The sequence below is a fragment of the Amycolatopsis sp. NPDC000009 genome, assembly GCF_055563465.1.
This window is the reverse complement of record NZ_JBVHDI010000039.1, coordinates 18,275-31,374: the sequence shown is the minus strand read 5'-3', so window position 1 is coordinate 31,374 and position 13,100 is coordinate 18,275. Positions and strand designations below refer to the sequence as shown.

The 13,100-nt window shown below is 70.4% G+C and carries 12 protein-coding genes; 3 read left to right on the top strand and 9 right to left on the bottom strand.

All coding sequences use genetic code 11. From position 1 onward, the window contains the following. Positions 1-123: 123 nt before the first annotated feature. From ACZ3HL_RS44450 to ACZ3HL_RS44410, 9 genes are read right to left on the bottom strand one after another with little or no spacing between them, the layout of a single operon-like run. Complete coding sequence (locus ACZ3HL_RS44450; RefSeq protein ID WP_465537989.1) at positions 124-1,593, bottom strand: isochorismatase family protein; 1,470 nt, start codon at positions 1,591-1,593, stop codon at positions 124-126. After that, entirely contained in the window at positions 1,580-2,221 is a 642-nt protein-coding gene (locus tag ACZ3HL_RS44445; RefSeq protein ID WP_465537987.1) for an SRPBCC family protein, read from the bottom strand. The genes ACZ3HL_RS44450 and ACZ3HL_RS44445 overlap by 14 nt, the downstream gene beginning before the upstream one ends. Next, a complete protein-coding gene (locus tag ACZ3HL_RS44440) occupies positions 2,218-2,718 on the bottom strand; it encodes a (2Fe-2S)-binding protein (RefSeq protein WP_465537986.1) in 501 nt (166 codons plus the stop codon). The genes ACZ3HL_RS44445 and ACZ3HL_RS44440 overlap by 4 nt, the downstream gene beginning before the upstream one ends. After that, positions 2,715-5,120 carry a xanthine dehydrogenase family protein molybdopterin-binding subunit gene (locus ACZ3HL_RS44435; RefSeq protein WP_465537985.1) on the bottom strand — a complete coding sequence of 802 codons (2,406 nt, stop codon included), beginning with the start codon at positions 5,118-5,120 and terminating at the stop codon, positions 2,715-2,717. The genes ACZ3HL_RS44440 and ACZ3HL_RS44435 overlap by 4 nt, the downstream gene beginning before the upstream one ends. Beyond that, a complete protein-coding gene (locus ACZ3HL_RS44430; RefSeq protein WP_465537983.1) occupies positions 5,117-5,983 on the bottom strand; it encodes an FAD binding domain-containing protein in 867 nt (288 codons plus the stop codon). The genes ACZ3HL_RS44435 and ACZ3HL_RS44430 overlap by 4 nt, the downstream gene beginning before the upstream one ends. Beyond that, the gene (locus tag ACZ3HL_RS44425) at positions 5,980-7,368 is read right to left on the bottom strand and encodes an MFS transporter (RefSeq protein ID WP_465411790.1); all 1,389 of its coding nucleotides are present in this window, start codon (positions 7,366-7,368) and stop codon (positions 5,980-5,982) included. Before ACZ3HL_RS44425 ends, ACZ3HL_RS44430 begins: the two co-directional genes overlap by 4 nt. A gap of 34 nt (positions 7,369-7,402) precedes the next feature. Continuing rightward, positions 7,403-8,674: an FAD-dependent monooxygenase gene (locus tag ACZ3HL_RS44420; protein WP_465537981.1), complete on the bottom strand. Its 1,272-nt coding sequence runs from the start codon at positions 8,672-8,674 to the stop codon at positions 7,403-7,405. Continuing rightward, positions 8,652-9,449 (bottom strand): maleate cis-trans isomerase family protein, encoded by a 798-nt coding sequence (locus ACZ3HL_RS44415; protein ID WP_465411792.1) that lies wholly within the window; start codon positions 9,447-9,449, stop codon positions 8,652-8,654. The genes ACZ3HL_RS44420 and ACZ3HL_RS44415 overlap by 23 nt, the downstream gene beginning before the upstream one ends. After that, positions 9,446-10,492: a 2,5-dihydroxypyridine 5,6-dioxygenase NicX family protein gene (locus ACZ3HL_RS44410; protein WP_465411793.1), complete on the bottom strand. Its 1,047-nt coding sequence runs from the start codon at positions 10,490-10,492 to the stop codon at positions 9,446-9,448. The genes ACZ3HL_RS44415 and ACZ3HL_RS44410 overlap by 4 nt, the downstream gene beginning before the upstream one ends. A gap of 188 nt (positions 10,493-10,680) precedes the next feature. Here ACZ3HL_RS44410 and ACZ3HL_RS44405 point away from each other — a divergent pair, with 188 nt between their 5' ends. The 3 genes from ACZ3HL_RS44405 to ACZ3HL_RS44395 all read left to right on the top strand — a co-directional run bounded on the left by ACZ3HL_RS44405 (position 10,681) and on the right by ACZ3HL_RS44395 (position 12,919). Next, positions 10,681-11,181, top strand: a complete 501-nt coding sequence (locus tag ACZ3HL_RS44405; protein ID WP_465411794.1) for a MarR family winged helix-turn-helix transcriptional regulator — start codon at positions 10,681-10,683, stop codon at positions 11,179-11,181. An 83-nt stretch (positions 11,182-11,264) separates the two neighbouring features. Beyond that, positions 11,265-11,927 carry a HEAT repeat domain-containing protein gene (locus ACZ3HL_RS44400; RefSeq protein WP_465537979.1) on the top strand — a complete coding sequence of 221 codons (663 nt, stop codon included), beginning with the start codon at positions 11,265-11,267 and terminating at the stop codon, positions 11,925-11,927. Beyond that, positions 11,921-12,919: a MerR family transcriptional regulator gene (locus ACZ3HL_RS44395; RefSeq protein ID WP_465537977.1), complete on the top strand. Its 999-nt coding sequence runs from the start codon at positions 11,921-11,923 to the stop codon at positions 12,917-12,919. The genes ACZ3HL_RS44400 and ACZ3HL_RS44395 overlap by 7 nt, the downstream gene beginning before the upstream one ends. Positions 12,920-13,100: the final 181 nt, after the last annotated feature.

Sequence of the window (13,100 nt, the reverse complement as noted above, 5' to 3'; positions counted from 1 at the left end):
GGGGATGCAGAACTTCGAGTGAGGGCCCCGCCAGCGGTGCCGAATGGCTCCTGGCCACGGCCGAACGTTGCGAAAGCCACTTTCGCAACCTTCAACGTTGCGAAAGTGGCTTTCGCAACCCACTCACAACAGCTTCCGCAACGCGTCCCGCAAAGCGCCGAGGGCGGCCTCGGGCTCGTCCCAGAAGATCATGTGCCCGGCCCCCGGGATCTCGACGAGTTCCGCCGCCGGATTGCGCTCGGCGGCCTCGGCCGCGCCGTCGGCGGTGACGACCGGACTCGCGCCGCCATACAAGAAGTACGTCGGAGCGGGCACCTTCGGCCAGTCGTCGAAGAAGTCCTCCGATTCGAAACCGCCGTGGGTCGCGGCGATCGCGGTGCGGGAACACGAAGAAAGCCAGCGAGAACGCAGTTCCTGTTCCCGGCGCGGCCATCGCGGCCAGGACCGGGCGACCTCGTCGGCGTCGGTGCCCCGGCGGGCCTGAGCGAGTTGCCCGAGGAAGGCGTCGAGGGTGGTGGGGTACGGCGCCCGTCCGGGACCGCTCAGGGGCGGGTCGGCCAGCACGGTGCCCCGGAACGGCCGGGCGGCGGCGGCCCGTGCGGCGATCCGCGCGCCCATGGAGTGTCCGAACAGGATCGGATCGCGCAGCCCGAGTCCGTCCACGACCGCCTCGACGTCCGCGGCGTAGCTTCCCAGGTCGTAGTCCTCGGCGCCATCGGACAACCCGCGCCCACGGACGTCGAGCACGAGCGGTCGCACGAGGTCGGTGAGCTCCCTCGCCACGAAGTCCATCGTGACCGCCGGGCTGGTGATTCCCGGCAGCACGAGCAACGGCACTCCGTCGGACGGCCCGTAGTCGAGAACGTGCAGCCGGACCGGGCCCGAGCGCACCCAACGACTGGTCGCCGGAACGTCGCCGAGATCCGCCAGCGCGGGTTGACCCAGCGTGCGGAGATCCTGCTCCGCGAGGTACGCCAACGCGTCTTCGAGACCTACGATGTCCGCGTATTTCGCTTGCAGGTCGAACAAGGCGGCATCGTGCGGTCCCTGGGCACGGTCGCCACAGGCTTCCCGGACGACGAGGGTGTCGAAGCCGGACTGGACGGAGTCGACCGCCGTCGCGCGGACGCATCCCGAAGTCGTCGCGCCGCAGACGACGACGGTGTCCGCACCCAGACTCGTCAGGAGCGCGGCCAGCGAGGTCCCGTGGAACGCCGACGCGCCCTTCTTCAAGATGAGATGGTCGCCCTCACGCCGTTCGAGCCGTGGGTCGAGGACGACCGCCTCGCTTCCTTCGCGCAGCGCTCGCATCCCAGGAGCTTTCCGGAGCCACGCGACGGCATCGCCGTCCGCTTCGGCGGGTGTGTAGGAGATCGCGGTGTAGATCACCGGTATGTCCCGCCGGCGCGCCTCGGCGACGAGGGCGGCGGTCGCGGTCACCTCGGCGGTGAGATCGGCTCCGGACGGGAAGCCGGGCTCGGTGAACCCGCGGGTCAGGTCGACCACGACCAGGGCCGGGCGCGATCCGCGCGGCACGCTCGCGCCGAAACCGGCTCGGTCGTACACGCTGTCGAGGCGTTCATCGACGGGCACGCTGCAACTCCTTGATCAGTTTGTCCTGCGTACGGATCCGGCCCAGCAGCCAGCCCTGGAACAATCCGAGGGCGGCGGCGGCCGCGATCACGCCGTAGCGTTTGACGTTGCCGGGCACCAGCATCGCCAGACCGTCGAGGGCCTCGCCGCCGTCCGCCGGAGCGGATTTCGCCACCGGTACGGGCCGCCCGTCCAGCTGGTCCGCGAGATTGCGGGCGAACTGGTCGAGCAGCCGGGTGGAGACGGCGCCGATCGCGCCCTTGCCGAATTGGGCGAGCTTGCCGCGGATCGACAGATCGGTGCGCAACTCGATGGTGGCGCCGCCGGGTGCCTCGCGCACGGTCAGCGTGACGTCGGCCTCGGCGTCACCGTTGCCGTGGGCGTCCGCGCCCCTGGCCACGAGCCGCAGGGTGCGGTCGGCGGGGGTGACGTCGGTGAAGCGCACGGTGCCCGAGTAGGCGGCGGTGATCGGGCCGACCTTGACCTTGACGCGGCCGAGATAGGCGTCGTCCTGCCGCCCGTCGAGGGTCGCGCCCGGCAGGCAACCGGCCACCCGTTCGACGTCGTTGATCAAGGCGAAGACCGCGTCGGGTCCGGCCGGGACGGACAGTCGGTTTTCCAGGATCACGCTGTCGCCTCCTTCTTCGCGGCGTGGCACCGGCGGGTCGCGGTCGCCTCGATCGCGTCCACGATCGTCTGATAACCGGTGCAGCGGCACAGGTTCGCCGAGACGGCCTCGCGGATCTCCTCGCGCCCCGCGTCCGGCCGCTGGGCGAGGAATCCCTCGGCCAGCATGAGGAATCCGGGTGTGCAGAACCCGCACTGCAGACCGTGGTGCTCGCTGAAAGACCGCTGCAGATCGGAAAGTTCACCGTCCTGCCCCAGCGATTCGACCGTGCGGATCTCGGCCGACTCCGCCTGGACGGCGAACATCAGGCACGCCCGCACCGGTTCCTCGTCGACGAGCACGGTGCAGGCGCCGCACACCCCGTGCTCGCAGCCGACGTGGGTGCCGGTGAGCCCGAGGTCGTGGCGCAGGACGTCGAGCAGGGTCTTGCGCGGTTCGACGAGCGCCTCGTGCGACTCGCCGTTGACGTTCAGGACGATCAGGTGCCGGTCGCTCATGATGGAACGCTCACTTCCTGGTGGATCTCCGCGTCGAGCGCGGCGAGCACGGTCTGCGGATGGACCGGGGTCGTGTCCAGTTCGACTCCCGTACGGCGCAGCGCGTCGTTGATCGCGTTCAGCACCGCGGCGGGTGCGCCGATGGTGCCGCCCTCCCCCGCGCCCTTCGCACCGTTTTCCGTGAAGGCGCAAGGGGTTTCGAGATGGGTGACGGTGATGTCGGGGATCTCCGTCGCGGTCGGGACGAGGTAGTCGATGAAGCTCGCGGCCGACGGCTCCCCGTTGCCCGCGTAGGTGACCTCCTCGAACAACGCGCCGGCGATGCCCTGCGCGATCCCGCCGCGGCACTGGCCGTCGACGACCTGCGGATGGATCACCACGCCGCAGTCCTCCACGCAGGCGTAGCGCAGGATCTTGATCTGGCCGGTGCCCGGATCGGCCTCGACGACCACGGCGTGCGTGGCGTTGGAGAAGGTGCCGTCGCCGGGCACGTCGAAGCTCGCCGTGGCCGTCAACGTCGGTTCGACGTCCTTGGGCAGCAGATGACTGCGCAGGTAGGCCACGTCGGCGATCTCCTCGAACGACGCGCGCCGCTCCGGATCGTCGATCTGGACGACGCCGCCGTCACCGTCGAGGCGGACGTTGTCGGGACTCGTTTCCAGCAGGTGCGCGGCGATCCTGCACAACAGTTCGCCGAGTTTGCCGGCCGCGAGGGATACCGCCGAGCCGCCGATCGTCACCGAGCGGGAGGCGAAGGTCCCCCACCCGTAGGCGATGCGCTCGGTGTCGCCCTGGCGGAGCTTGACCTGGTCGAGGTGCAGCCCCAGCCGGTCGGCCACGATCTGCGCCAGCGTCGTCTCGTGGGACTGGCCGTGGTTCATGGTGCCGCTGGTGACCACGACGGACCCGGTGGTGTCCATCCGGATCTCGGAGATGTCGAAGCCGGGGACCACCGCCATCTTCCGCTTGGCGAAGGCACCGGAGCCGTATCCGGTCCGCTCGGAGAAGCAGCAGTAGCCGATGCCGACATGCCTCCCCTCGGCGGCGGCACGGTCGCGGATCTCGTACCAGCACTCGTCCCGGATCGCCGCCTCGGCGAGTTCGAGCGATTCGCGGTAGGTGCCGGGGTCGTAGGTGATGGCGTTGACGCCGGTGTACGGGAACTGCGTGATCACGTTGCGCCGCCGGATTTCGACCGGATCGAGGCCGAGTTCCCTCGCGGCACGTTCCATGACCCGTTCGATCGCCATCACGTACTGGGGTCGGCTGACCCCGCGGTAGGGCGCCGTCGGGGCCTTGTTGCTCGCTATGGCGCGGGCACGGACGCGGTACTCGGGCACCTGGTACACGCTCGGCATCTCGGCCGACGCCATCAGCGGCTCGATCCCCGCCGTGAACGGGTAACACGAGTACGCGCCCATGTCGCAGACGACGTCGACGTCCAGCGCGGTGATCCGCCCGTCCTCGTCGAACGCCGCCAGCGTGCGGTAACGCTGTTCCCTGGCAAGGAATCCGGCCGTGAGCGCCTCGCGCCGGTCTTCGATCCATTTCACCGGACGGTTCAGCCGCCGGGCCGCCGCCCCGACCGCGATCTCTTCGCGGCCGACGACGCATTTCTGGCCGAAGCCGCCGCCCATGTCCGGGACGGTGACCCGCACGGTACGTTCGGGGACCCGCAGCGAACGGGCCATCGCCGTGCGCACCTGATGCGGCACCTGCGTGCACATCTGGACGAGCAGCTGGTCGTCGCGGTCGTCCCAGGAGGCGACCACTCCCCGCGTTTCGAGCGGGAGCGCGTTCTGCCGCCCGCTCTTCGTGACGACTTCGACCACGCGGCCGCCACCCGCGCGGGCCGCCTCGAACGCCGCGTCGACGCCGGGTGTGTCGAACATCGAGACGTCGACCAGCACGTTGCCGGGCGCCTCGTCGTGGACGAGCGGCGCGTCCGCGGCGAACGCCGACTCCTCCGAAACGATCGCCCCGAGCGGCTCGTACTCGACCATCGCGGCTTCGACGCCGTCCTCGGCGCTGTACGGATCCCGCGCGACGACCAGCGCCACCGGTTCGCCGGTGAACCGCACCTTCTCCCTGGCGAGGATCGGCATCGCGGTCGGCGAGAACTCCTCGGGCGGACGGTCGAGCAGGGCGACGATGTCCCCGAGATCGAGGTCGGATGCCGTGTAGGCGGCGACGACGCCGTCGACCGCCAAAGTGGCCGCCAGATCGATCCCGGTGATCGTGCCGTGCGCGACCGTCGAGCGGACGAAGGCCGCGTGCAGCATCCCGGGGAGCTGGATGTCGTCAACGAAGCGGCCCCGGCCGGTGAGGAACCGGGGGTCTTCGCGCCGGGGCACGGACGCGCCGACCCAGCGGCCGTCACGCCCGTCGAACCGCGGAGTCATCGCGTTTCTCCTTTCTCCCATGCCTCGCGCAGCGCCCGGGTGACAAGGGTGCGCGCCAGACGGCGGCGGTAGGCGGCACCGCCCGCCGCGTCGTCGGGCGGGTCGATGGCCGCCGCGGCGGCCTCACCGCACTCGGCGAACAGGTCCGGTCCGGGGACACCGCCGTCGAGCAGCGCCTCGGCCTCGGGCACCCGGACGGGCGCCGGGGCCACGCCGCCGAGCACGACCCGGCCCCCGTGCTCCGCGTCGATGCTCACGGCGGCGTCGACGATCGCGAAATCGCCGTGACGGCGGGCGAACTCGGTCAGCGCGGCCCGGGGCGACGGGCGGGTGAAGCGCACCGCGGTCACGACCTCGTCCGGTTCGACGGCCGTGGTGTAGAAGCCGTGGAACATCTCCTCGGCCGGGATCTCCCTGGGTCCGCCCGGGCCTTCGGCGACGATCACCGCGTCGAGCAGCAGGGCGAGCAGGCACCATTCCGCGGTCGCGTCACCGTGGACGACGCTGCCCGCCACCGTGCCGCGGGACCGGATCGGCAGATGCCCCACCCACCGCATCGCGCGGGACAGCACGGCGAAATCCGGTCCCAGGTCGGCGACCTCGACCGCCCGATGGGTGACCATCGCGCCGATCGTGAGACTGGACCCGTTACGCCGGAACGAGTTCAACGCCGGGTCCCGGCGCAGCGGCCCCAGATCCACGAGCGCCGTCGGGCGGGCGAGCCGGAAGTTCATCATCGGCATGAGGCTCTGCCCGCCGGCGATGAGCTTCGGGTCCTCGCCCGCCGCGGCGAGCTCGCCGAGCAGGCCGACGGCGTCGGTGACGTCGTGGGCCCGGTGGTACCGGAACGAGGCGGGCTTCACAGAGCCGTCCTGGTCTCGGCGGGTGCCTCGGCCGGCTCGACGATCCGGTCGAGTTCGCGGCCACGGGTCTCCGGCGCGCCCACCTTCATGAACACGACCGCGGCCACCACGAGCACACCCAGCACGGTGAAGGTGAGCGGCAACCCGAGCACCGGCCACAGCACGCTCCCGAACAGCAGTGGCGCGAAGCCGGTGATCGCCCGGCTCGACGACGACGCCCAGCCGAATCCCGACGCCCGGAGTTCCGTCGGGTAGAGCTCGGAGACGTAGGCGTACATCACCGGGATGACCACCAGCGCGAACAGGCCGAACGCGCCGATCGCCACGACCGCCGCGGCAGGCGTGTCGAGCAGCAGGGAGAACACCACCAGCGACAGCGCGGTGAGCGGGCCGGCGACCATGATGATCCGCTTGCGGCCGACCCTGTCGACCAGGAGCACGGCCACCGCGACACCCACGATGCCGGTCGCGTTCATGAGCGCGGTCGACGCGAAAGCGGCGATCTCGCCGAATCCCTGCGCCCGCAGGATGGACGGCATCCAGCTGAGCGCGGCGTAGTAGACCAGCATGACGCTGATGAACAGCGACCACGCCACCGCCGTGATCTTCGGGTTGAACGCCCACACCCGGCGCAGCTGATCGAACGCGGCCGCGATCGCGCCGCCGCGGGTGTCCTCGACCACCGCGGGCGGGACCGAGTACGGCTCCGGCGTCGCGCCCGTACGCCGCACGAGGTCGTCGATCACGGCCCGCGCCTCCGCCTCGCGGCCCTTGCGCACCAGGTACAGCGGTGATTCCGGGACCCCACGCCGCACCCAGAACAGCAGCAGCGCGGGCAGGATCATCAAGACCAGCATCCAGCGCCAGTTCCCCTCGACCGGGACCAGCAGGGTCGCGGTGACGGCGGCCAGCGTCGTCCCGATCGGCCACCAGCCGTCCATCGCGGACAGGACCCGGCCGCGATGCTTGCGCGGGGAGAACTCGCTGACGATCGCGTAGTCCACCGGGATACAGCCGCCGAGGCCGATCCCCGCCAGGAAACGCAACGCCAGGAACGTCTCCACGTTCGGCGCGAGCGCGCCCAGCACGGAGAACAGCGCGAACAGCAGCAGCGTGATGCTGAACGCCTTCTTCCGGCCGATCCGGTCGGCGATCGTGCCCCAGACGACCGCGCCGACGGCCATGCCGATCAGGTTCGCGGTGGCCACCAGCCCCTTTCCGCCTGCGGACAAGCCGAATTCGGTCCCGACCAGCGGGGTGAGGAATCCGTTCAGCGCGACGTCCCAGGCGTCGAACATGTAGCCAAGCCCGCCGATGAGGAAGATCTTTCCCTGCACGCTCCAACGCCAGGGCAGGTCCTGGACGATCTGATCACCAGTACGCATGAACCGCTCCGTTGCGATTGACGGCCAGCGCGCCTCAGCGGGCGAACTGGTAGTGGATGGACTCGGTGTCGGGGTCGGTGAGCGGGCTGCCGTTCCACAGCCAGTCGTAGGACACGTCGGATTCGCCGTCGAAGCGCCGCAGCTTCTCGTCCCGTTCGCGCTGCTCGGGACCATCGGGCAGGTGGTAGAAGTCCATGTTCTGCAGCGAGGCGTCCTGCACCATCCCTGCGTGCTTGGCGCGCCGGTCCACGTAGCGGATCAAAGCACCGTCGATCCCGTCGCGGGTCACCCGCCCCAGCTCCTCGGCGAGCACCGCGGCGTCTTCCATCGCCTGGGACGCGCCTTGTGCCTGGTACGGCAGCATCGCGTGGCACGCGTCGCCGAGCAGGGCGACCCGGCCGTCGACCCAGACCGGGTCACGGCGGCGGCGGTACATCGCCCACACCGAGACGTCCTCGTCCTTCGCCTTCGCCAGCATCGTCGGTACCCGATCGTCCCAGTCGTGGTACTCGGCGGCGAGTTCGGCGGCGGTGGCGGGGCCGCTCCAGTCCTTGGCCACCGATTCGGTGCACGGCACGATCGCGACCACGTTGAGGTACTCCCCGCCGCGGATCATGTAGTGCACCAGGTGTTTGTTGGGGCCGTACCAGATCGTGGAGTGGTACCGGTCGGCCAGGAACCGGGTGGCCGGGTCCTGCGCGATGAGGTCGCCGGAGATCAAGGCCCGGTACGCCATCTCCCCGGAGAACGCGAGGTTGTCGTCGAAGCCGGCGAGGTCGCGCACCGAAGACCGGATGCCGTCCGCCCCGACCACGATGTCGCCGGTGAACCGGCGTCCGTCGGCGGTGATCACGGTGGGCCGCTCCGGCACCGTCCGGTCGAGGTCGACCACCCGCGCACCGGTCGCCACCCGCACCACCGGGCCGGGGACCTCCGGATCGAGGCAGGCGTCCAGCAGGACTCCGTGCAGGTCGGCGCGGTGATAATGCCAGTAGGGCGCGCCGTACTGGTCGGTCACGCGCCTGCCCAGCGCCAGCTGGGCGATGATGCTCCCGTCGGCCCAGCGGCGGCGCACCTGGTCCTGCGGCTCCGTCCGCACCCGCTCGAGCCGGGCGCGCAGGCCCAGTCCGATGAGGATCCGGCTGGCGTTCGGCGCGGTCTGGATGCCGGCACCGATCTCGCCCAGTTCCGGGGCGGCCTCGACCACGGTGACCCGCAGACCCCGTTGCCGCATGGACAACGCGGCGCAGAGCCCACCCAGACCGCCGCCGACGACGACGACCTCAAACGACTGACTCGCGGCCATGCCCGCCTCCCGTCTTCGACATTGCTTTCGCGCCACTGAGCAAGCTGCCCGCGCCGGGCACCCGGGGCTCCACGCCGAGTTCCGACAGGATCCGGAACGTCGTCGCCGTCGCCGCCGACAGGACCGGGATCCCGATCTCGTCCTCCACCGGCTGGATCGCGGGCAGCGAAGGCATCTGGACACAAGCCGAGAGCACGAGAGCGTCCACATCGGACAGATTCAGCTTTCGCTGATGCTCCCGCAGCCCGGCGGGGTCCAGCCGGGCGACGGCGAGATTGTCCGGCACTTCAAGGGAAAGCGCGTCGGCGACCTCGAACCCGGCGTCCTCGATGTAGTCCGCCACCGCCTTGGTCAACGGCTTCAGGTACGGCGTGATGATCGCGACCTTGCGGGCACCGAGCGCGCTGAGCCCGGACAACAGCGCTCCGGCGCTGGACACGACCGGCGACTCGCAACCCTCTTCGCGCAGCACGCGCGTGATGTCGTCTTCGGCCGTGCAGTGGTAGCCGGGCCCCTGGGCCATGATCGCCACCAGGCACGCGGTGGCGACCACGTCGGGCTTGGCGTCGGCGAGTTCGGCCGCCGCGCGTCCGGCCTGGGCGTTCATCGCCCGCAGCTGTTCGGGTTCGACGTGCCGCATCCTGGCCCGCGCGGAGTGGAAGACGAACCGGTCGCCCGGCTCGGCCTCCTCCCTGGCACGCAGCATCCGCGGCAGCTCGGTCTCCATGGTGAGGTTCGAGCTGGGGACGATCATCCCGATGTGGTGGTCGTTCATCGGCGGGCCGCCGGACGCATGTCGGCCACGGTCAGCTCACCGTTGTCGACGATCAGTTCGTCGTCGAGGTAAAGGGAATTGCCGCGCATCGGGATGTCGAAGTGGCAAGGCGTGTCGTTCGGGCCGCCGAGCTCGTTGTTGGGGCCGATGGAGAACATGACGTTGCCGTAGAAACTCCGCAGTTCCATCCCCATCCCGCCGGGGAACTGGGTCAGGCCGTGCCAATGGGCGCGCTCGTCGAGCCCCCAGCCCACGTGGCTCATGCCGTAGCCGCGCGGATCGTCGAAGCTCTCGATGTACGAGCGCAGCAGATCCGCGTCCAGCCCGGACGATCCGGCGCCGCCGCGGATGTCCCGGATGAATCCCTGCTCGATGGTGATCTCCACCGGGGTCTGTACGTAGGTGTTGAACGGCAGCAGCACATCCCCCGGCGAAAGCACGATCTTCCCGTCGACGCCGTCGTCGGCACCGCCGGTGAAGACGAACGCCGCCGGCCAGTGGTCCCAGCGGCCGGGAGTGTCGGTGTAGCCGTATTCGGACAGCGTCGGGTACACGCCGAGCTGATAGGTGACGTCGGTGCCGGCCGGGCTGGTGATCCGCATCGTGCCCGCCTTGGCGAGGAGTTCCGCGCCGATCTCCACCCGCTCGCGCAGTTCCTTCGTCGGCATGAGCCTGGCCAGCAGCTCGGGTGGTTCGACGGCGGTGAGGATCCGGGTGCCCGCGTCCTGGATGGCGAACTGTTCCTTGCTGAACAACAGGAACGTGCAGTCGACCACCATGTCCACGCTCTTGAGCGCCTCGACCGCCAGCGGGATGTTCCCGAGCCCCGAGTCGCCGACCGCCCACGCGCCCGCGGCGCTGACCGGCGACGGCAGCCGCATGTGGTACGCCGAGGCGCCCAGCTGCTGGGCGGCCCACAGGAAGGCGTCGGCGTACTCTGCCCGCTCCCCGCCGCGGGTCAGCACCACCACGGTCTCGCCCTCGTGCACCCCCGAGAACGTCAACTGGCGCAAACAGATGTCGTTGAACAGGTTCCGGTCCATCGCCGACCACCTCCATATTGATCCGAGCACGTACTATCCGGGTACGGAAGACCGATGTTCATACGAACACGTACTATCCGGATACGCAAGAGGTGACCGCGGACAGATATCGGCGGGTTGCCCGTGAGCGACGGTCCGGACACGTAGGATCACCCCGGTAGCCGGGTGGAGCCGACAAGGGAGCAGCGATGGGTGAAGCGGCGCGCACGGGCCGGCGCAGGGACGAAACGCCGGCCGTCACTCCCGCGCCGCCGTCGGACCTGCTGGCGGCCCCCGGCTACGGCGCCCGCAGGCTGTACCAGGCGTACCTCGCGGCGTGGAACCGCCACGTGGATCCGGTGCTGACCGGTCCGCAGTTCGCGGTCCTGTCGGCGGTCCGCGCCTACCCCGGAAGCGACCAGAGTTCACTCGCGGGCGCCGTCGCGCTCGACACCTCGACGATGGCCGATCTGTGCCGCAGGCTCGAACGGCGGGGTCTCATCCAGCGCGTCGAGTCCCCACACGACGCGCGACGCAAACTCCTTTCGCTGACCGACGAGGGCAAGTCGGTCTTGAGCCAGGTGAACCGCCGCGCCCGCCGCCTGGACAAGGCGCTCCTCGACGGCGACGACGACATCGACATGGCGGCGTTGCTCAACGCGCTCGGTGCCCGCTGGGAGCGGATCGCCGAGGTCGACAAGCTCCGCTGAGGCCGACACGCCGGGTCCCGGCGCTTCGGGGTTGACCTTGACATCGTGACAAGGTCTTCACTGAAGCGCAGGAGGTGGTTCCCATGAACCCGACCACGGACACACCGCTGCTCGACGCACTCGGCGCCGAGCACTCGTCGACGCGGCTCAAGGCCGCCATGGCCGCAGGCACCCGGCCCGACCCCCGCTTCACCGACGCCCTCGTCGCGCGCTGCGCGGTCGAGCCCGACTTCTTCGTCCGCGACATGCTCACCTGGGCGTTGACCCGCCTCCCACCGTCGAGCACCGTGCCCATGCTCCTGGAGGAGCTTCGGTCCGGGCGGGCGCAGGCCCGGAGCCAGGCGTTGCACACCCTGTCGAAGATCGGGGACCGCACCGCCTGGCCCGCGATCACCGGATCCCTGTTGCACGACGCGGACGACGAGGTGGCCCGAAGCGCGTGGCGTGCGGCCGTCATCCTCGTGCCGGAGGACGCACGAGCCGGGCTGGCCGCGGAATTGGCCATCGAACTCGGCCGAGGTGACCGCACCAGGAGGCTGAGCCTCAGCCGGGCGCTCGTCGCGCTCGGAGAGGCTTGCGAGCCTGCCATCCGGAAGGCCGCGGAGAGCCGCGATGACGCGGTGCGCGCGCACGCCTTCGCCACGGAACGCCTCCTGCGCGACCCGGAGGCGGGGTTCGACGTGACCGCGGACGAAGCGAAACGGATCGTGGCGCTCGGTCCGCAGGCCGGAGGATCGGCGTGCTGATCGGCGAGGTGGCGCGGCGTTCGGGAGTGAGCTCCCGGATGCTGCGCCACTACGACTCCCTCGGGCTGGTGCGGCCGACGGGACGCACCGTCGGCGGCTACCGGGAGTACCAGGACGAGGACATCCGCCGGATCTTCCATGTGGAGAGCCTGCGCTCACTCGGGTTGTCCCTGCGCCAGATCTCGCGCGCGCTGGAGGATCCGGCCTTCACACCGTCGACGCTGGTCGGCGACCTCATCCGCCAGACCGAGGACCGGCTGAACCAGGAGCGGGAGCTTCTCGCTCGACTGCGCACGGTCGACGCGTCCGCCCCCTCGGACTGGCAGGACGCCCTGCGCATCGTGGAACTCCTGCGAGGGCTCACTTCGCCTCACGCGGCGCGCCGCCAGCAGGCCGTCCTGAATCCGGCCGAAGACCTGCCGGTTCCCGCCGACCGGATCGCCGGCGCGATCCTGACCGAGGCCGACCCGAACGTCGCCGGGGCCCTGCGCTGGGCTCTCGCACGGGCAGGCGGCGACGGGGTGGCCGAGGTAGCGGCGGGGCTGCGCGCCGACGACGCGGACATCCGGCAGCGCGCGGTGCTGGCACTCGCCGAGATCCCCGGCGAGGAAGCGGGCAAGGCGCTCGCGGAGGCGCTCGGGGACACCGACGCGAGGGTGCGCGGGCCCGCCGCGCTCGCCCTGGGCGGACGCGGCACGACCGCGGCCATCCCCGCCCTCGTCGGCATGGTGGTCGACGGCACGAACGACGTCGAAGCCGCGGAGGTACTGGCCGCGCTGGTGGAGATCCCCCGGTCGGAGGAACGGATCATGGCCGCCCTGTCCGACGCGCTCGCGGCGCACACCGGGGATTCCGCGGTCCGGATCCGCGTGGTCCAGGCCCTGGCGGAGATTCCGGGGGTCAAGGCGGCCGGTCTGCTGGAGCGGCTCACCGGGGACGCCGATCCGGCCGTCGCGTTGATCGCGTCCGCCCTCGCCGGCCGGGACCGATAGCGACGCCGATCGTCCATAAAGGACACCAAGATCCCCTGCGCGTCCGAATTGGGCGCTTTGCGCGGGGGTCGTGAGTGGCAATGATCGTTCTAACCCTCTTTAGCACTCACGACCCCAGCGAGAACCGGACATCAAGACGCCAACCGGGCACAAAATCGCCGAGAACTGTCCTTTGTGGACA